This is a genomic window from Tenacibaculum xiamenense (genome assembly GCF_964513065.1).
Taxonomy (GTDB): Bacteria; Bacteroidota; Bacteroidia; order Flavobacteriales; family Flavobacteriaceae; genus Polaribacter; species Polaribacter xiamenense.
Map to the genome: position 1 here is coordinate 114070 of NZ_CAZEQU010000022.1, position 16039 is coordinate 130108.

Consider the following 16039-nt stretch of genomic DNA (forward strand, 5'->3'; position numbering starts at 1 on the left):
TATGAAGTTTCAGAAAACAATTACCCTATTTATTTTATTGATTATCAGTAATACCTTCATTCAGGCCCAACAATCCTATAAAGCAGAGAAGGAGAAAAAACATGAGTTGCTGCATACAAAGTTAAAGGTCGATTTTAATTTTAAAGAGAAAGAATTAAATGGAGAAGAATGGGTAACAATGAAGCCTTATTTTTATGCGACAGATAAAGTTTTCTTGGATGCTAAAGCTATGTTAATTCACAAGGTTTCTTTAGATGGAAAGGAACTTGATTTTAATTACGATGATTTCGAATTGATTATTGATTTACCTAAAGTTTATTCAAGAAATGAGAAATTCACATTGTATATTAAATATACAGCAAGACCTGAAAAAGTAAAACAAAAGGGGAGTGCCGCTATAACTTCCGCAAAGGGGTTGTATTTTATTAACCCTAATGGATTAGATATAGACAAACCAACCCAAATCTGGACGCAAGGTGAAACTGAATCTAGTAGCTGTTGGTTTCCAACAATAGATAGCCCGAATCAAAAAACTTCTCAAGAAATTTACATAACGGTTCCAAGTAAATATGTAACATTATCAAATGGAAAGTTGGAGAGTCAAACTAATAATGCTAACGGTACTAGAACAGATTATTGGAATTTTACTCAAAAACATGCTCCATATTTATTTTTCATGGGAATTGGAGAGTACGAGATAATAAAAGATAAATACAAGGATATTCCAGTAGATTATTATGTAGAAAAGAAATATGCACCTGTTGCAAAAGATATTTTTGGGAATACTCCCGAAATGTTAGCGTTTTTCTCTAAAATAACAGGTGTTGAATATCCTTGGAATAAATATGCTCAAATTGTAGGAAGAGATTATGTAAGTGGAGCAATGGAGAATACCACAGCGGTAATCCATGGTGAACATGCGTATCAAATGCCAGGGCAATTAATTGATGAGAATACTCATGAAAACACTATTGCTCATGAAGCTTTTCATCATTGGTTTGGAGACTTAGTAACAGCGGAGAGTTGGAGTAACTTGACTGTTAATGAGAGTTTTGCAAATTACAGTGAGTACTTGTGGTTAGAACATAAATACGGAAAGGATATAGCGGATGCACATTTGTTTGAAGATCAACAAGCTTATAAAAATGGACAAAACTTTGACAAACATTTAGTTCGTTTTCACTATAATGACAAAGAGGATATGTTTGATGCGGTGAGTTATAATAAAGGAGGATCGATTTTACACATGCTTCGTAATTATCTTGGTGATGAGGCTTTTAATCAAGGAATGAATACCTATTTAACAGATAACAAATATGGAACAGGAGAAGCTCATCAGTTGCGTTTAGCTTTTGAAAAGGTATCTGGGAAGGATTTGAATTGGTTTTTTAATCAATGGTATTTTAACAGTGGTCACCCAAAGTTAGATATATCATATGATTATAATAAACTTAGAAAAACGGTAACAGTAAATGTAATTCAATCACAGGCAAATGAGTTCAAATTTCCTTTGGCTATTGATATTTTCGACTCAGGGAAAAGGACAAGACATAATGTATTTGTTGACGGTAGAGACGCATCATTTACTTTACCTTATACCAGTAAACAGCCTAATTTGATTGTAATTAACGCTGATGGTGTTGTACTATGTGATGTAAGCGAAAATAAAGTCTTGAGTGATTATATTTTTCAGTTAAAACATGCAGAAAACTATATCCATAAAAGAGAAGCTTTATTGGAGGTTGCAAAAAAGCAAGATGATAGAAATGCTTTTGAGGCAATTGCTGCTGCATTAAATGATGAATTTTACAAGATTAGAATTCTTGCTCTGGAAAATATTAACCTCATTAATAAATATGCCAAGAAAAATGTGATTGCTAAAATCAAATCTTTAGCAATGAACGATAAGAAAACGCTGGTACAAGCAGCAGCGATTGAAACTTTGGGGAAGTTGACGGATCCTGAGCTTAAATCTGTATTTGAAAAAGGATTGACGAGCAAGTCATATGCGGTTTTAGGAAAATCTTTAGTTGGAATGTATTATGTTGATAAGAATCTCGCTATTCAAAAATCCAAAACATTACCGCTGGAGGTTAAAAAAATCATTGCTACACCTTTAACAAGAATATATTTAGAAGAAAATGACGATGATGAATTAAATTTTATTGCTAGTAATGTAATGTCTGGCATGTTTTTGAGTCAAAATAAAAAGATACAATCATTGTATAAGAAGGCTTACGATAAAATAGCCGAAAGTAATAACTCAAAAGCAATTGGTAATTTAGTAGAGGATATAGTAGATAAAGGAATTCAATACAAGCAATATAATTTTGATAAAGTAGGAATCAATTTATTGCGTCAAATGGTACAACGTCAAAAGACAAAAGCTCCAGAGAATAAATTAAAGAATATTGAAATCATAAAAACTGGAATCGCTAAATTATTAGAATAATTAATAATTTATGGATAATATTAAACTTCTAATAGGAACGGCAGCGGTAGTCATAGGATTACTAAGTTTTACAAAAACAGATAAGAACGGTTTAGCTGATGAAAGAGCAGAAGAACAAAAAGTAGCATATTTTGCTAGTGGTTGTTTTTGGTGTGTTGAAGCAATTTTTGAGAGTGTTAAAGGAGTAGAGGAAGCAGTATCGGGATATTCTGGAGGGAAAACAAAGAATCCTACTTATTATAAAATAGGAACAGGGCGCACAGGACATGCAGAAACGGTGGCTGTATACTATAATCCTAAGAAAGTAAATTTTCAAACCCTAGTTGATGTTTTTTTTGGATCGCATAATCCAACAACTGTAAATGGACAACATCCTGATTATGGAACACAATATAGGTCTATTGCTTTTTATCAAAATGAAGCAGAAAAAAACATCATAGTAAATACCATTAATAAGTTAAACAAAGAAAAGTATCGTGGTAAGATAGCTACTGAAGTAACGGAGTTTAAAAAGTTTTATAAAGCAGAGGATTATCATCAAAATTATGAAAGGTTAAACCCTAATAACCCTTATGTTAGAAACGTTTCTATTCCAAGGTTAAATAAATTCAAAAGAAAATTTCCTCATTTATTAAAGGAAAGTCATTAAATAAAAAAGCGATACTCTAAAGTATCGCTTTTTTATTTTAAAGGAGTTAAAATTAACTATCTTTTCTATACCAATACGCGGTTCTTCCAAGCAAAGAAAAGCCAATATATCCTCTAATTTTAAGTTTATTCTTTTCTTCAAGTTTAATATAACATTTGTATTCTTTTCCATTTTTTGGGTCAAGAATTTTTCCACCGCTCCATTCACTACCATCCTTTTTAAGGCCTGAAAGGATATTCATTCCTAATATTGGCTCATTTTTTCTTTTACCGCTACACTTATCACAAAGCGCATCCTGCCTGTTTTCATCCATTATTTCAATGATTTTAGCATAGGCTTTTCCATTTTTTTCATAAACTTCAATAACGCTATCTACTTCATTGGTAGTTTCGTCACGGTTTTCCCATTTACCAAATATTGATTGTGCATTCATATTGGTGGCAAAAAGGGTAATCAAAAAAGTAAAAATTAGTCTTTTCATATGTTATCGTATAATGTTTATTTTTTCTTATTTATATAGTATTTAACAGATTTCGTACCAATCTAGTATTATTTTAATTCAAATTTAATTCTTTATTAACAATAATAAAGAACATAAAAAGGCAATTGTTTCAAAAAGAATTCTTGCCCAATGCCAATGCTCCCAGTTTTTTAAAGAATTTGGTAACTGAATGTCTGAAATGCTTCTGTCAGCAAAGCTCTTATTAGCATTTTTGAAATATAAGAAATACGTTGTGAAAAAAGCTATCGTAGATGTTCCCATAAATAAAGCAGTCCATTGAAAGTTATTTGAAGATTTTATGATTAGTATTGAAGTTATTAAAGGAATTACAGTCGCAATGATCGTTATTGGGGCAAAGAAGCGATATATTTTTTTTCCATAAGTTTTATGAAGTTGAAAGAATTCATTTGGAGTAAGACTTTTCCAATAGGGAACCATGAGTATGGCTTCTGTGAGCTGTGTTCCTAAAAAAATCCCTAAAGAACCTGAAGAAATTGCGAGTAAAATATTCATCATTGTAGTTTTAATTTCACTACAAATTTGAAGAGTTGTGGGAAGTATTTCAATTACATATGTAAACAGAATTACGAGCGAAGTAATTTTTTTCTTATTCTGCTTAACTGAGTTCGAGAAATTCCTAGGTAAGAGGCTATATAATACTGAGGAATAATCGATTCTAAACCGGGAAAACGCTCTTTCATTATTAAATATCTCTTGTCAGCATCGAGTAAAGCCATTTCAATTTCTTTTTGCTCTTTTTCCAAAAAGTAGTATTCAGCAATTTTTCTACCTAAACGCTCTATTTCATGGTAGTTTTCATATAGTTTTTCTATTTCAGAGTACTCTGCAGCTAAGATGGTACAGTTAGTAAGTGCTTGTTGAGCAATTTTATTTGGTTGTTTGGTTAGTAGGGAAGTATAGGCTCCAATGATAGAAGGACCTACAAAAAATTGTTTGTTGTATTCTTTTCCGGCTTGATTAAGAAAGTATGCCCGAACAATACCGTTCTCAAGAAAACCGATTTGCCGAGCATATTCTCCTTCTCGAACAAAGAACTCTTTTTTCTTTAATTCAAGAGGTTGGAAACATTTTTTTAACTTATTAAATGTTTCGTCTTTTAAATCGCTAATATTACTTATATATTCTTTAAGCCGGCTCATAGAAACCTAAAAGATAAGTAATTATTTAGTGGATTTAGTCATATTTTGCATCAAAATTGTCATCCCATTTCTTTTGAACTCTCATAACTTGTTCAATAACATCTCTTACACAACCTTCTCCACCTTTTTTATCTGAAATATATTTGGATATACTTTTTATTTCTCGAGCACCATCATTTGGACTACATGGCATTCCTACTAATTTCATTACAGGATAGTCTGGTAAATCATCACCCATGTATAAAACGTTTTCATGAGTTAAATTGTATTTTTCAACCAATTCATGGTACTGATCCGTTTTATTATGAGCTCCTAAGTAAATGTCTTTAATACCTAAATTTGCTAGCCTTGTTCTTACACCTTCGTTAGTTCCTCCAGAAATAATACAAACTCTATATCCTGAATTTACAGCAGCTTTTAAGGCAAAACCATCTTTGATATTCATATTTCTTATTAATTGACCATCAGGCATAATAGTGATCATTCCATTTGTTAAAACGCCATCTACATCAAAGATTAATGTATCGATTTGAGGAAGTATCTCCTTATAACTTTTTTCCATTTATTATTGAATCTGTTAATGTTTTGTATAGTTCTTGTTGATTTTTATTAAGAATACTTAAATGTTTTTTAATTGTGTTTTTATCATTTCTAACCGCTGGCCCCGTTTGAGCTTCTTTTGGAGATAAAGATTCAACTTTTAAAGCAGTTTCTTTAATTAAAGGATACAGAACTTCAAAAGGCACATTATATTTATCACAAATATCATTCCCAACAGAGTATAAGTGGTTTGTGAAATTGTTTACAAATACTGCAGCCACATGAAGATAACTTCGTTGTTCAGAGCTAATATGGTATACTTTTTTTCCTATAGTTAAGGCTAGCTTTTCAAGCAGTTTAAGGTCTTTATCATTTTCAGCTTCTAAGCAAAAAGGAATTTCATCAAAATTTACTTCTTTGTCTTTTGAAAAACTTTGTAATAGGTAGAAAATTCCTTTTCGTCCCTTGTTTTTCAAAGACATCAGGGAAACCGTTCCAGAAGTATGGACTACAAGACCTTGTTCGATAATATTGGAAGAGACTTTTTCAATAGCATCATCAGAAACTGAAATTATATAAACATCCGCTTTTTTTAATTTTTGAAGATCATCAGTAAGTTCCGTTTGGTGTTCATATTCTTTTATTTGCTTTATATTTCGAGCATAAATTTGAGCTAACTGAACATCAGAAGCATTTAAAAAAGCTTTAATTAGGTGATTAGCAACCTTTCCACCTCCAATTATAACAACTCTAATCATACTGGCGAATTTATTGAATTTTATTCAAAGAGATTCGCTTATTTTTTGCATATTTGTGACATTATGATTGTTTAAGCCTTTCTACGGACATATAATTTTGATATACAAAACCTTGAAAACTTCTTGTCAAGGCATCATTTACTATTAAACAATTTACAATGACAATAAACAATCAAACTACATCTAATAATAATATATTATCACTTTTTAAAGACGCTATACTTGGTAGGCAACAAGATTTTACCTCTGGTAGTCTTAAGAAAGCAGTTTTTATGCTTTCTATACCAATGATATTAGAAATGCTAATGGAATCAATCTTTGCCTTGGTTGATATCATCTATGTTTCAAGAGTAAGTGTAAATGCAGTAGCTACAGTTGGTTTAACCGAATCAGTATTAACTTTGGTATATGCTGTAGCAATAGGGTTGAGCATGGCGGCAACAGCAATGGTTGCGAGAAGAGTTGGAGAAAAAGATATTAAAAAGGCTAATGAAACAGCAGTTCAAGTCATCTATTTAGGAATATTTATATCCATTTTTATAAGTATCATAGGAATAATGTTTCCAAAGGAAATTTTACAACTAATGGGAGGTGAGCCCGATTTAATTGAAGAAGGTTATGGTTATACTCAGATTTTATTGGGAGGAAATATTACCGTAATGCTTATTTTCCTTATAAACGCAATATTTAGAGGAGCTGGTGATGCGTCAATAGCTATGTGGACGTTGATCTTATCAAACGGATTAAATATAATTCTTGACCCAATATTTATTTTTGGTTTGGGACCTATTCCTGCTTACGGAGTAGAAGGAGCAGCAATAGCAACAACAACAGGTAGAGGAGTAGCAGTAATAGCGCAATTATTGATATTATTCTATGGAACTGGGAAAATAAAACTAGCAATTAAAGATTTAATTTTAAGAATACAATTACTGTTTAATATTGTTAAAGTATCTCTTGGAGGTATTGGACAATTTATTATTGGTACATCAAGTTGGGTATTTTTAATGAGAATAATCTCCGAATTCGGAAGTGAAGTCTTGGCAGGGTATACAATTGCTATCAGAATTATGTTATTCACATTGATGCCAGCATGGGGAATGAGCAATGCAGCAGCTACTTTGGTGGGGCAAAATTTAGGAGCACAGCAACCTGATAGAGCTGAAAAATCGGTATGGATTACAAGTAAATATTGTGCCTTTTTTATGGGAGCAGTTTCAATAATTTACCTACTTTTTGCAACAACCTTTTTAAGTTGGTTTTCTGATAATCCAAATGTGGTTTCTAATGGAGCATTATGTTTACGGGTAATGTCGGCTGGTTATATAGCCTATGCTTATGGAATGGTTGTTATCCAGTCATTCAATGGTTCAGGAGATACGTTCACGCCTACTTTAATCAACTTTATTTGTTTTTGGTTGTTTCAATTACCGTTTGCCTATACTATGGCAATTCATTTAGACTTTGGTCCTCAGGGAGTATTTTGGTCAATTACTATTGCGGAAGTATTAATTGCCATTTTGGGGATTTGGTTATTTAGGAAAGGGAAATGGAAGTCTGTAAAAGTGTAATCTATATTTTGTAATTTAGACGAAACTATTTCTATTTAACTATAAACTTTTAAGAATCAATGGCAAGTTCAAACAAATACGGAATTAATACCATATGTACTCATGTTGGAGAAATAAGAGATGAACAGTTTCAAGGTGCTATTTCACCGATATACATGTCAACGTCTTATAATTTCGATAATGTCGATGTAAAACGTTATCCTCGATATTTTAATACACCAAATCAAGAAGCTCTTTGTAAAAAAATAGCGGCTTTAGAGACAATGGAAGCTGGTTTGATTTTTGGATCTGGAATGGCGGCTATTAGTACAACTTTATTGGCTTTTTTACAGAAAGGAGACCATGTGATTTTGCAAGAAACATTATATGGAGGAACCTATAATTTTGTTGTGGAAGAATTCAATAAATTTGGAATAGAGTATACTTTTACAAAAAGCTTGGAAATAGATGATTTTGTTTCAGAAATTCGTGATAATACCAAAATTATTTTTATTGAAACACCTTCAAATCCTCTGATGAAAATTGTAGACATGAAGGCGGTATCAGATTTAGCAAAGCATTATGACATCATTACAATGATTGATAATACATTTGCTACCCCCATTAATCAAACTCCTAAGGATTTTGGTGTTGATATTGTTATACATTCTGCAACAAAGTATATGGGAGGGCATTCTGATATTTTGGCAGGAGCAGTAGCTGCTTCACAAGAGCATATTCATAAAATTTGGAATTTGGCCAAAAATTTAGGTGGAAGTTTAAGTGATTTTACTGTTTGGATGTTGGAAAGGAGCTTAAAAACCATGAATTTAAGAGTAAAAAGGCAGAGTAAGAACGCTTTGAAAATGGCAAAGTATTTAGAGAATAATGAATTAATTGAGAAGGTGTATTATCCTGGTTTAAAATCACACAAGGATTATCAACTGGCCAAAAAACAAATGAAATATTTTGGCGGAATGTTATCGTTTGAGTTAAAGGAAAACATTGATCCAATGGATTTTCAAAGGAATTTGAATCTGATAAAGCCTTCTATGAGTTTAGCGGGGGTAGAAAGCACCATGTTAAGTCCGGCACAAACTTCTCATGGATTGTTAAGCCCCGAAGCAAGAGCTGAACAAGGTATTAAGGATGGTTTGATTCGTTTTTCTGTGGGTATAGAAGAAACGAAAGATTTAATTGCTGATATCGAACAAGCACTAAAGAAAACAATAAAAGTAGAAGAAAATACTATATAACTATAAATAAATGAAATTAGACATATTAGCTTTTGGAGCTCATCCCGATGATGTGGAATTGGGGTGTAGTGGTACCATAGCCAAAGAAATTGCACTGGGAAAAAAAGTTGGAATAGTTGATTTAACACGAGGAGAGTTAGGAACGAGAGGTTCGGCAGAATTAAGAGATCAAGAGGCGACTCAAGCTGCTGAAATTTTAGGAGTAAGTGTTCGTGAAAATTTAAGGTTTGCAGATGGATTTTTTGTAAACGATAAACAGCATCAGTTAGAAGTTATAAAAATGATTCGAAAATATAAACCAGAAATCGTTTTGTGCAATGCTATTGATGATAGGCATATTGATCATCCAAAGGGAAGTAGTTTGGTTTCTGATGCGTGCTTTTTAAGTGGTTTATTGAAAATCGAAACTGAACTAGATGGAGTGAAACAAGAAAAATGGAGACCTAAGCAAGTATATCATTATATACAATGGAAAAACATTGAACCAGACTTTGTCGTGGACGTTTCTGGTTATATGGATAAGAAAATTGATTCAGTGAAAGCTTATGCATCTCAGTTTTATGATCCGAATAGTAAGGAGCCAGAAACTCCGATTACGAGTAAAAATTTTATAGATAGTATTAAATATCGAGCAAATGATTTAGGAAGGCTTATTGGAGTCGAATTTGCAGAAGGCTTTACATCAGAACGTTACGTAGCTGTAGAAAATTTAAGTAAATTAATTTAAAAAAATGTTTGGTGGGATAGGAAAAACCTTATATATTTGCACTCGCAAAACAAATGGTGGTTGTAGCTCAGTTGGTTAGAGCGCCGGATTGTGGTTCCGGAGGTCGTCGGTTCGAGACCGATCTTCCACCCGAAATTAAAGCCTTAGTATTTACTAAGGCTTTTTTGTTGTTTTTAATTTAAAGAATTTTATAGCCACTAAAATTAATAAATGATTTCAAGTGTTTCTTTGAATTTTGACAAAAGTTTGATTAATATAACAAGAGAAACTCAAAATGACTAAAAAGAAAATTGTTTGTTTGGGAGATAGTTTAACTGAAGGATATGGTGTAGATATTTCTAAAAGATGGAGTACATTGTTAAGTGAGGATCTAAATTTAGAAATAATAAATGCTGGTATATCTGGAGATACAACTTCAGGGATGTTATCGAGGTTTTATGAAACAGTTGCACGACATAAGCCTAATTATGTTATTATTATGGGAGGAACTAATGATATATGGTTGAATATACCTGATAATGAAATTATCGGTAATATTTTGGCTATGAGTAGGCATGCTAGGTTTTACGAAATAACACCTATAATAGGTATTCCCACTACTTTTTTAAATTTGGAGGACTATAACGACGAGAGCCCATTTATTTCAGTATCTACTTTTAGTAAACGTCTAAGTTCTTTTAAAAACTTGTTGAGAAAGGTTTTTATCGACCGAAACAAAACAATAATAGATTTTTCATCAAATATGAGTTCTGAAATGTTTTTAGAAGACGGATTACATCCTAATGAGCTTGGACATAATCAAATGTTTTTAAATGCTAAATTGGTTTTTGATGAGTTAGGTTTGCTTTAAGTTAAAAGGTTTTTAGAGCTAATGATTTTATTAGTATTATTTGATAATTGATAGTATGCTGCTTAAGAGTCCAAACAGAAGTTAAAATTTATGATTTAGCTGGCCAATTATCTATCTTTGACAAAGATGGAATCACTTAGCATTCCCTATGAAATAACTACTAAACTATAAAATTATGTCTTTAAAAATGAAGTCACTGGGCTTATTATTACTTATGGTTTTAATAGCATCATGTCAAGTTGAAAAATCAAATCAAAAAGAAAAACCAATCTCTAAGGAAGAAATTAAAATAGCTCAAGATTTAATTCAGGGAGCTTTTGACGATTTATGGGGTGGAGTAGATTCTACAAAAATTAACAAGTATCATACGAAGGATTTCATCATTTTGGAGCAAGGTGAAATTTGGGATAATGATCGTATCAAAGAATATATGAAAAGACAGCTCGCTAGACCTAATAGAGCAAAGAGAATTAATAAAATGGATTACATCTCTATTGAGAAATACGGAAACTCCATTCAAATAGCTTATTTCAACGAAGCGGATTTTACACGTGCAGATACTTTAGTTGGAAAAGCAAAATGGCTAGAAAGTGCTATAGCTGTAAAAACGAACGAAGGTTGGCGATTAAAAATGATGCATTCTACTGGAGTTCGCCAATAAAGACTATATAAATAAGTCTAATTTAAAAAAATGTGGCTAACTTAGATAAACTGCGCATCAACTTATTTCAAGGGGTTGATCTAGTTGAAAGTTTGGTTAACACGCAGCCAGTTAATCACGCTGCAATATAATTAAAATAAACTTTGAGTTACTTAAGATTTAGGAATATAAATTTCCTGATATAGTATTCAATCATATAGTTTATTAAGAATAAGAAAACCACCTAAAAAAGGTGGTTTTGTTTTAATTCTATTCAAATGTATATTTTAAGGTTCAAATATGTTTGAATCGCAATCAAATGGATGTGCACATAAGGCATTTGTTCCAGGAGGTAATGCTGGTGGGTTATTAGAGCAAAATTGTCTATAACAATCTCCTCCAAATAAATAAATGGTTCTACCACCAATTATGGCTTTTTGCTGGGTTTTATCCAGACTATTACCTAAGTTTAAAACTGTTTTTAACATAGTAGTTAATTTTAAGGTTATTTAAGTTATCAATATACTTAAAAAAGATCTACTTATTGTTAAAATAAAAGAGCGAATTCAAATTCGCTCTTTTATTTTAATTATACTATGAGTTGCTAGGAACACATTCGCATCTGCCGAAATCCCAATCGGTACCAATATCACATGGTTTAAGAGGGAAGCAACTTGCGCCTCCGTTGATAGATTGTAAGCTCTTTTTGTTTAATATTTTACCTATAGTATTTAGTTTTTTTAGCATAACAAATAATTTATGGTTAGTAGAAGACTAATATAAACAATTGAAAACCACAATGTGTAAAATTGCTGTTAAAAAGAATGAGGAGAAATAGTTATTAATAGGGCTTTATGAGGGCTATACATTTATTGCAGTTGGTCGAAGTTTAAACAAGCATTATATCAAAAAAGACTGCGCACCAACAAGTCTTTTCAAAAAATTACGCAACGAAAATCAAGCTAATACGCAGTTAAATGTTTTATATTTTAAAAAAGAGTAAGAATAAACTCAATCTTAAAAAATATTAACCATGATATTAGTCGGAAGGAAATCTAAAACTTACAATAAATAAAAAAAACTTAAAAGTAAGTTATAGTTTATTGGTTGGTTGTTAGGTTTATACACAAAAAAAGTCATTATTAATAATGATAGAACATTAGTATTACGGAATATTAACACTGCACATCAACAGATACTGAGAAGTTAGGAAAAATTAGAAAATTTGGTTAATACGCAGTCGCAACTAAAAGTTGATAAATATAGAAAATTATGGTTTACTTCTTTGATTTAAGAGGTTGCTAAAGCGTGAAGAAGGATTTATTTATATGGCAATAGAATATAAAAGGATCCTGAAAAACAAAAACAATTTTTTGTGCAAAGAAATTTACAATAATAATTTCCAAAAAGTACTTTACTAATTATATTTCTCATGGATTACCCTCTAAAAAGGTATTGAGCATAAAAAAAGACCTAAAACATTTAGTTAAAGGTCTTTTTATACAAGTTGTTTTTTGTATACTTATACCGAACACTGTTCAATACAATCAAAAATGCACTGACGTCTGTAACGAACAGGTACGTCTATACAATCATATCTAATGCATTGTGTTAAACAGGAATTTCCTCCATTAACTGTTTTTAAATTGTCATTTTCTAATTTTTTAACACCACTAAGGCTCAAAATTGATTTTAACATAAATATAAAGTTTTGGTTAGCAGCTGTTAAAATAGCAATAACTTGTGAAATAATAAAAGAGTATGGAATTTTTTAAAAAAAAGCTATCAAAACAAGGGAAAGAGTTCTTAAAAATATTTTGTTGTGTTGATAGCTTTAATGAAAACGAACTATTTAAAACTAATTTTTAAAGCTTGTAAATAATAACATAAAGGGGGATTGTTATTAAATACATGACAAAAGTACAATAGAAATTTCCACTGAAAATACTTGAAGTGTCTGTGATGTAGTGTTTTATGTTAAAATAGAAACAAATTGTCTAATATGAGAATAAAAGAGGTTGTTTATAATTGTTTGCATATCAGTTATTTGTGTTTTTTTGGAAGAAGTTTATGTCATTATAGCGAAGGTAAGTTCTTCAATTTGTGTTTTTCTGAACAAGAAGCATGAAATAGGAAGGAGTGAGGTAAACTAGAAAGAAGAAGCAAACCGATGTTAGGTTAAAGCGCTTCTTCTTTATTAATCATTATGTTTGAAAGTCTCTTAAATTTAAACTGAAATTGGAGTAATTATTGAGTTTATTAGTTGAATGGTAGCTAACTGTAGTTAAAACGTAGGTAATTAACGGAGATATGTTAGCTTATGTATTTATTCATAAGAGATGTATATGATAGGTGTTAAACAAATTTACTTATTGACTGAAATTTTAACTTAGCTGTTTAGAAAGATCTATCGATTAAAATGAAGCTTTCTTGTAACGAGTTTTACTTAAAACAGAAAAGGATATATGCCTATATCCTTTTTCTCCTCTTAAATATTTAGTAGAAATCCCCCAAAATCTACTCAACTATATGACACACAAAAACTTATTAAGTCACATGGTTGAAAAAAGGTAAAGAAGTATTTAGTAATAAAAGAATAAATTATTTTTTAGAAATAGTGTTGGTGAAAACTGCGTACTAACTGTGATTTTAGAAGGAACAAAGTAAGGTTAATACGCAGATAACACTAATCGCAAAAGCGTATATCAAATATCGAAAAAACTAATTGTATTTAATAAGGTAAAACACTGTAAATCAGTGTTTGTTGTTGGGTTTGAGTAGGAGGGTATGATAATGGGTTTATAATTCAATGATATTTATATATCTCCTTATTTAAGGATTATTTTGTATAAATATTCGAAATAGAAAGGAAAAAGACTGCGTATCAACATTTAACAAAGGTTATAGTTAGTAAAGTTTGGTTAATACGCAGATAACACTAAAAGTGCTACAAAGTTAAATGGAATAAATGAAAAATGAAACAAGTGAAACTACTGAAAAGAAGATCAGGGTTAACCATTAATGTATTGATATGTAATTACTTATGCCTTTTAAGGGAATGGTTAATATTCTTTAAATATTAAACTTAATACTGGGGTTTCAAGATGTTAAGTTTAAAATGTTAATTAATTTGAGTATTATCATTTAACATTTTAAAGCAACGCTCTTCGCCTAAAAACTTTGGATTTCCATGTTTTTCGGACCAAAAGCCCTCCAACAAGTTTGCCGTTAAACATTTATAAGCAACTACTCCTTTATATATATAAGAATTATCTCCTTCATACCAAAAATTAATAATTAATAAGTTGTCTTTATAAAAACCATTGCCAAATTGTTCTTGGTCTCCAATTTTCCACAAAGCATTAATTCTTTTGTTTTCATCAAGTGATAAGGTCAAATACCCTTTATAAGTATTTTTCTCTTGGTTCTGGTTGTTACCTATTATAGAATAGTGCCCAACTAAATCTTCTATCTGTATCATAAATCAGGGCAAAATTAGTCTAAAAAAGCTAACATGAGAATAGTTTTTGTAAAGAATATCGACGAGTGGTAGCTATATTTTAGAGGGTTAAACCACTGGTCTATATATAAAAGCATTTAATCTAAAAAGCACTGATAATCAACGTTCTAATTTTTTTCAAATAGGCTTTTGATTTATATTAGCTATCAGTAACCCCCCGAAATTCTACTAAAATGAAAGTACTAGTAATTGATGATGAAAAGTTAGTGTTACTCCCTATCAAAAAAAGACTTAAAGCTATAGGCTATGAGGTTGAAACAGAAACTAACGGTATTAAAGGACTCAAATTATTCGATTCATTCCAACCAGATTTAGTAATTATTGATATTCATATGCCTGAAATCTCAGGATTTGAAATTGTGGAACACATTCGAAAAAAAAGAGCAAAAGATACCCCAATTATGATGCTGTCTGGAAGCGTTGATGACGAAAGCATAATGAAAGGTTTCGATTTAGGAATTAATGATTACATGAAAAAACCTTTAAGTCTTAATGAAATATGTGCAAGAACAAAAAGACTCATAGGTCAGCCAGTCAATTTGAAATCAGAAGAGGTTGTTCTTGATAAAATTATGATTCAAAAAAGGAGCGTCGGTGTTGTAATACCATGTTATAACGAGGAAGAAAGACTGCTTCAGGATGAATTTTTAAGCTTTGTGGATGAAAACCCAGGTTATTATTTATGTTTTGTAAATGATGGTAGCACAGATAACACATTAAAAGTATTAGAAAACCTTAGAGAAGGAAGAGAAGATTATATTAAAGTATATAATTGTGAAAAGAATGGAGGTAAGGCTGAAGCGGTAAGACAAGGAATGCTTTACTTGGCTAAGAATACGAAATTAGATTATATCGGTTTTCTTGATGCTGATTTATCTACTGATTTTAACGATTTTGATGATTTAGTTACCACAATCGAAAATTCAAACTTTAAAATAGTAAGCGGATCAAGAATTCAGAGAATGGGAGCAAATATTGCGAAAGATTCTGCAAGAGCAATTATAAGTAAAACAATAAATTTAATTATCCGTACGATATTATCAATGGACTTTAAAGATACACAGTGTGGTGCGAAAATATTTGATAGAAAAATTGTCCCATTATTGTTCGGACAAAAGTTTTTAACAAAATGGTTATTTGATGTTGAGTTATTTATGAGAATGAAGAAGGAGTTTACATTACCCGTGGCCAAACAGTTAGTTTGTGAACAACCATTAAAGAGATGGGTACATGTCGATGGGTCAAAACTATCAATGAAAGACTCTATGAAAATCATATTTCAATTAGGTCAAATAGCATATGGATATAGTGATTACTATTATGAAAAACAGCTAGAAAAGAAAAACATCAAGTTAGATTTTTATGATATCGAAAGAAAAGTATTAAAAGAAAATACAGAGCTCACGCTGAGCTGACCCTAAGCTAAATTAGTCAA

Annotated in this window: 16 protein-coding genes and 1 tRNA gene; 9 read left to right on the forward strand and 8 right to left on the reverse strand. The window is 31.0% G+C overall.

All coding sequences use genetic code 11. The features are described from left to right. Position 1: 1 nt before the first annotated feature. A complete protein-coding gene (locus tag ACKTTV_RS09775; RefSeq protein WP_408030656.1) occupies positions 2-2452 on the forward strand; it encodes a M1 family aminopeptidase in 2451 nt (816 codons plus the stop codon). A gap of 10 nt (positions 2453-2462) precedes the next feature. After that, on the forward strand, positions 2463-3101 hold the full coding sequence (gene msrA, locus ACKTTV_RS09780) for a peptide-methionine (S)-S-oxide reductase MsrA (protein WP_408030657.1): 639 nt from the start codon (positions 2463-2465) through the stop codon (positions 3099-3101). Between the two features lie 52 nt (positions 3102-3153). Here msrA and ACKTTV_RS09785 read toward each other — a convergent pair whose 3' ends face one another. The 5 genes from ACKTTV_RS09785 to ACKTTV_RS09805 all read right to left on the reverse strand — a co-directional run bounded on the left by ACKTTV_RS09785 (position 3154) and on the right by ACKTTV_RS09805 (position 6061). Further along, entirely contained in the window at positions 3154-3582 is a 429-nt protein-coding gene (locus ACKTTV_RS09785) for a DUF2147 domain-containing protein (RefSeq protein ID WP_408030658.1), read from the reverse strand. Between the two features lie 84 nt (positions 3583-3666). After that, positions 3667-4116, reverse strand: a complete 450-nt coding sequence (locus ACKTTV_RS09790) for a hypothetical protein (protein WP_408030659.1) — start codon at positions 4114-4116, stop codon at positions 3667-3669. Between the two features lie 71 nt (positions 4117-4187). Beyond that, on the reverse strand, positions 4188-4763 hold the full coding sequence (locus tag ACKTTV_RS09795) for a Crp/Fnr family transcriptional regulator (protein WP_408030660.1): 576 nt from the start codon (positions 4761-4763) through the stop codon (positions 4188-4190). 34 nt (positions 4764-4797) lie between these two features. Further along, positions 4798-5325: a KdsC family phosphatase gene (locus ACKTTV_RS09800; RefSeq protein WP_408030661.1), complete on the reverse strand. Its 528-nt coding sequence runs from the start codon at positions 5323-5325 to the stop codon at positions 4798-4800. After that, a complete protein-coding gene (locus ACKTTV_RS09805; RefSeq protein ID WP_408030662.1) occupies positions 5309-6061 on the reverse strand; it encodes a Rossmann-like and DUF2520 domain-containing protein in 753 nt (250 codons plus the stop codon). Before ACKTTV_RS09805 ends, ACKTTV_RS09800 begins: the two co-directional genes overlap by 17 nt. Positions 6062-6219: 158 nt before the next feature. On the opposite strand from ACKTTV_RS09805, the gene ACKTTV_RS09810 reads away from it, so the two are divergent. The 6 genes from ACKTTV_RS09810 (at position 6220) to ACKTTV_RS09835 (ending at position 11105) form a co-directional block, all read left to right on the forward strand. Further along, complete coding sequence (locus ACKTTV_RS09810; protein ID WP_408030663.1) at positions 6220-7632, forward strand: MATE family efflux transporter; 1413 nt, start codon at positions 6220-6222, stop codon at positions 7630-7632. A 59-nt stretch (positions 7633-7691) separates the two neighbouring features. Further along, on the forward strand, positions 7692-8867 hold the full coding sequence (locus ACKTTV_RS09815) for a trans-sulfuration enzyme family protein (RefSeq protein WP_408030664.1): 1176 nt from the start codon (positions 7692-7694) through the stop codon (positions 8865-8867). Between the two features lie 10 nt (positions 8868-8877). Then, complete coding sequence (gene bshB1, locus ACKTTV_RS09820; protein WP_408030665.1) at positions 8878-9594, forward strand: bacillithiol biosynthesis deacetylase BshB1; 717 nt, start codon at positions 8878-8880, stop codon at positions 9592-9594. A gap of 55 nt (positions 9595-9649) precedes the next feature. Then, positions 9650-9725 (forward strand) — tRNA-His (locus ACKTTV_RS09825). A gap of 143 nt (positions 9726-9868) precedes the next feature. After that, complete coding sequence (locus tag ACKTTV_RS09830) at positions 9869-10444, forward strand: GDSL-type esterase/lipase family protein (RefSeq protein ID WP_408030666.1); 576 nt, start codon at positions 9869-9871, stop codon at positions 10442-10444. Positions 10445-10631: 187 nt separating this feature from the next. After that, the gene (locus ACKTTV_RS09835; protein WP_408030667.1) at positions 10632-11105 is read left to right on the forward strand and encodes a nuclear transport factor 2 family protein; all 474 of its coding nucleotides are present in this window, start codon (positions 10632-10634) and stop codon (positions 11103-11105) included. A 266-nt stretch (positions 11106-11371) separates the two neighbouring features. On the opposite strand, the gene ACKTTV_RS09840 is transcribed toward ACKTTV_RS09835, so the two are convergent. From ACKTTV_RS09840 to ACKTTV_RS09850, 3 genes are all read right to left on the reverse strand, one after another. After that, a complete protein-coding gene (locus tag ACKTTV_RS09840; RefSeq protein WP_408030668.1) occupies positions 11372-11572 on the reverse strand; it encodes a hypothetical protein in 201 nt (66 codons plus the stop codon). A 106-nt stretch (positions 11573-11678) separates the two neighbouring features. Then, positions 11679-11831, reverse strand: coding sequence for a hypothetical protein (locus tag ACKTTV_RS09845; RefSeq protein WP_408030669.1), 153 nt, complete (start codon positions 11829-11831; stop codon positions 11679-11681). Between the two features lie 2374 nt (positions 11832-14205). Continuing rightward, a complete protein-coding gene (locus tag ACKTTV_RS09850; protein ID WP_408030670.1) occupies positions 14206-14565 on the reverse strand; it encodes a hypothetical protein in 360 nt (119 codons plus the stop codon). 212 nt (positions 14566-14777) lie between these two features. On the opposite strand from ACKTTV_RS09850, the gene ACKTTV_RS09855 reads away from it, so the two are divergent. Beyond that, on the forward strand, positions 14778-16019 hold the full coding sequence (locus ACKTTV_RS09855; RefSeq protein ID WP_408030671.1) for a response regulator: 1242 nt from the start codon (positions 14778-14780) through the stop codon (positions 16017-16019). The last annotated feature ends 20 nt before the right edge of the window (positions 16020-16039 follow it).

Excerpts from the sequence above, each read along its gene's own strand:
- ACKTTV_RS09840 (WP_408030668.1), bottom strand. The coding sequence starts at position 11,572 with ATGTTAAAAACAGTTTTAAACTTAGGTAATAGTCTGGATAAAACCCAG.
- ACKTTV_RS09815 (WP_408030664.1), top strand. The coding sequence starts at position 7,692 with ATGGCAAGTTCAAACAAATACGGAATTAATACCATATGTACTCATGTT.
- ACKTTV_RS09845 (WP_408030669.1), bottom strand. The coding sequence starts at position 11,831 with ATGCTAAAAAAACTAAATACTATAGGTAAAATATTAAACAAAAAGAGC.
- ACKTTV_RS09850 (WP_408030670.1), bottom strand. The coding sequence starts at position 14,565 with ATGATACAGATAGAAGATTTAGTTGGGCACTATTCTATAATAGGTAAC.
- ACKTTV_RS09795 (WP_408030660.1), bottom strand. The coding sequence starts at position 4,763 with ATGAGCCGGCTTAAAGAATATATAAGTAATATTAGCGATTTAAAAGAC.
- ACKTTV_RS09805 (WP_408030662.1), bottom strand. The coding sequence starts at position 6,061 with ATGATTAGAGTTGTTATAATTGGAGGTGGAAAGGTTGCTAATCACCTA.
- ACKTTV_RS09855 (WP_408030671.1), top strand. The coding sequence starts at position 14,778 with ATGAAAGTACTAGTAATTGATGATGAAAAGTTAGTGTTACTCCCTATC.
- ACKTTV_RS09785 (WP_408030658.1), bottom strand. The coding sequence starts at position 3,582 with ATGAAAAGACTAATTTTTACTTTTTTGATTACCCTTTTTGCCACCAAT.
- msrA (WP_408030657.1), top strand. The coding sequence starts at position 2,463 with ATGGATAATATTAAACTTCTAATAGGAACGGCAGCGGTAGTCATAGGA.
- ACKTTV_RS09835 (WP_408030667.1), top strand. The coding sequence starts at position 10,632 with ATGAAGTCACTGGGCTTATTATTACTTATGGTTTTAATAGCATCATGT.
- ACKTTV_RS09800 (WP_408030661.1), bottom strand. The coding sequence starts at position 5,325 with ATGGAAAAAAGTTATAAGGAGATACTTCCTCAAATCGATACATTAATC.
- ACKTTV_RS09790 (WP_408030659.1), bottom strand. The coding sequence starts at position 4,116 with ATGAATATTTTACTCGCAATTTCTTCAGGTTCTTTAGGGATTTTTTTA.
- ACKTTV_RS09775 (WP_408030656.1), top strand. The coding sequence starts at position 2 with ATGAAGTTTCAGAAAACAATTACCCTATTTATTTTATTGATTATCAGT.
- bshB1 (WP_408030665.1), top strand. The coding sequence starts at position 8,878 with ATGAAATTAGACATATTAGCTTTTGGAGCTCATCCCGATGATGTGGAA.
- ACKTTV_RS09830 (WP_408030666.1), top strand. The coding sequence starts at position 9,869 with ATGACTAAAAAGAAAATTGTTTGTTTGGGAGATAGTTTAACTGAAGGA.
- ACKTTV_RS09810 (WP_408030663.1), top strand. The coding sequence starts at position 6,220 with ATGACAATAAACAATCAAACTACATCTAATAATAATATATTATCACTT.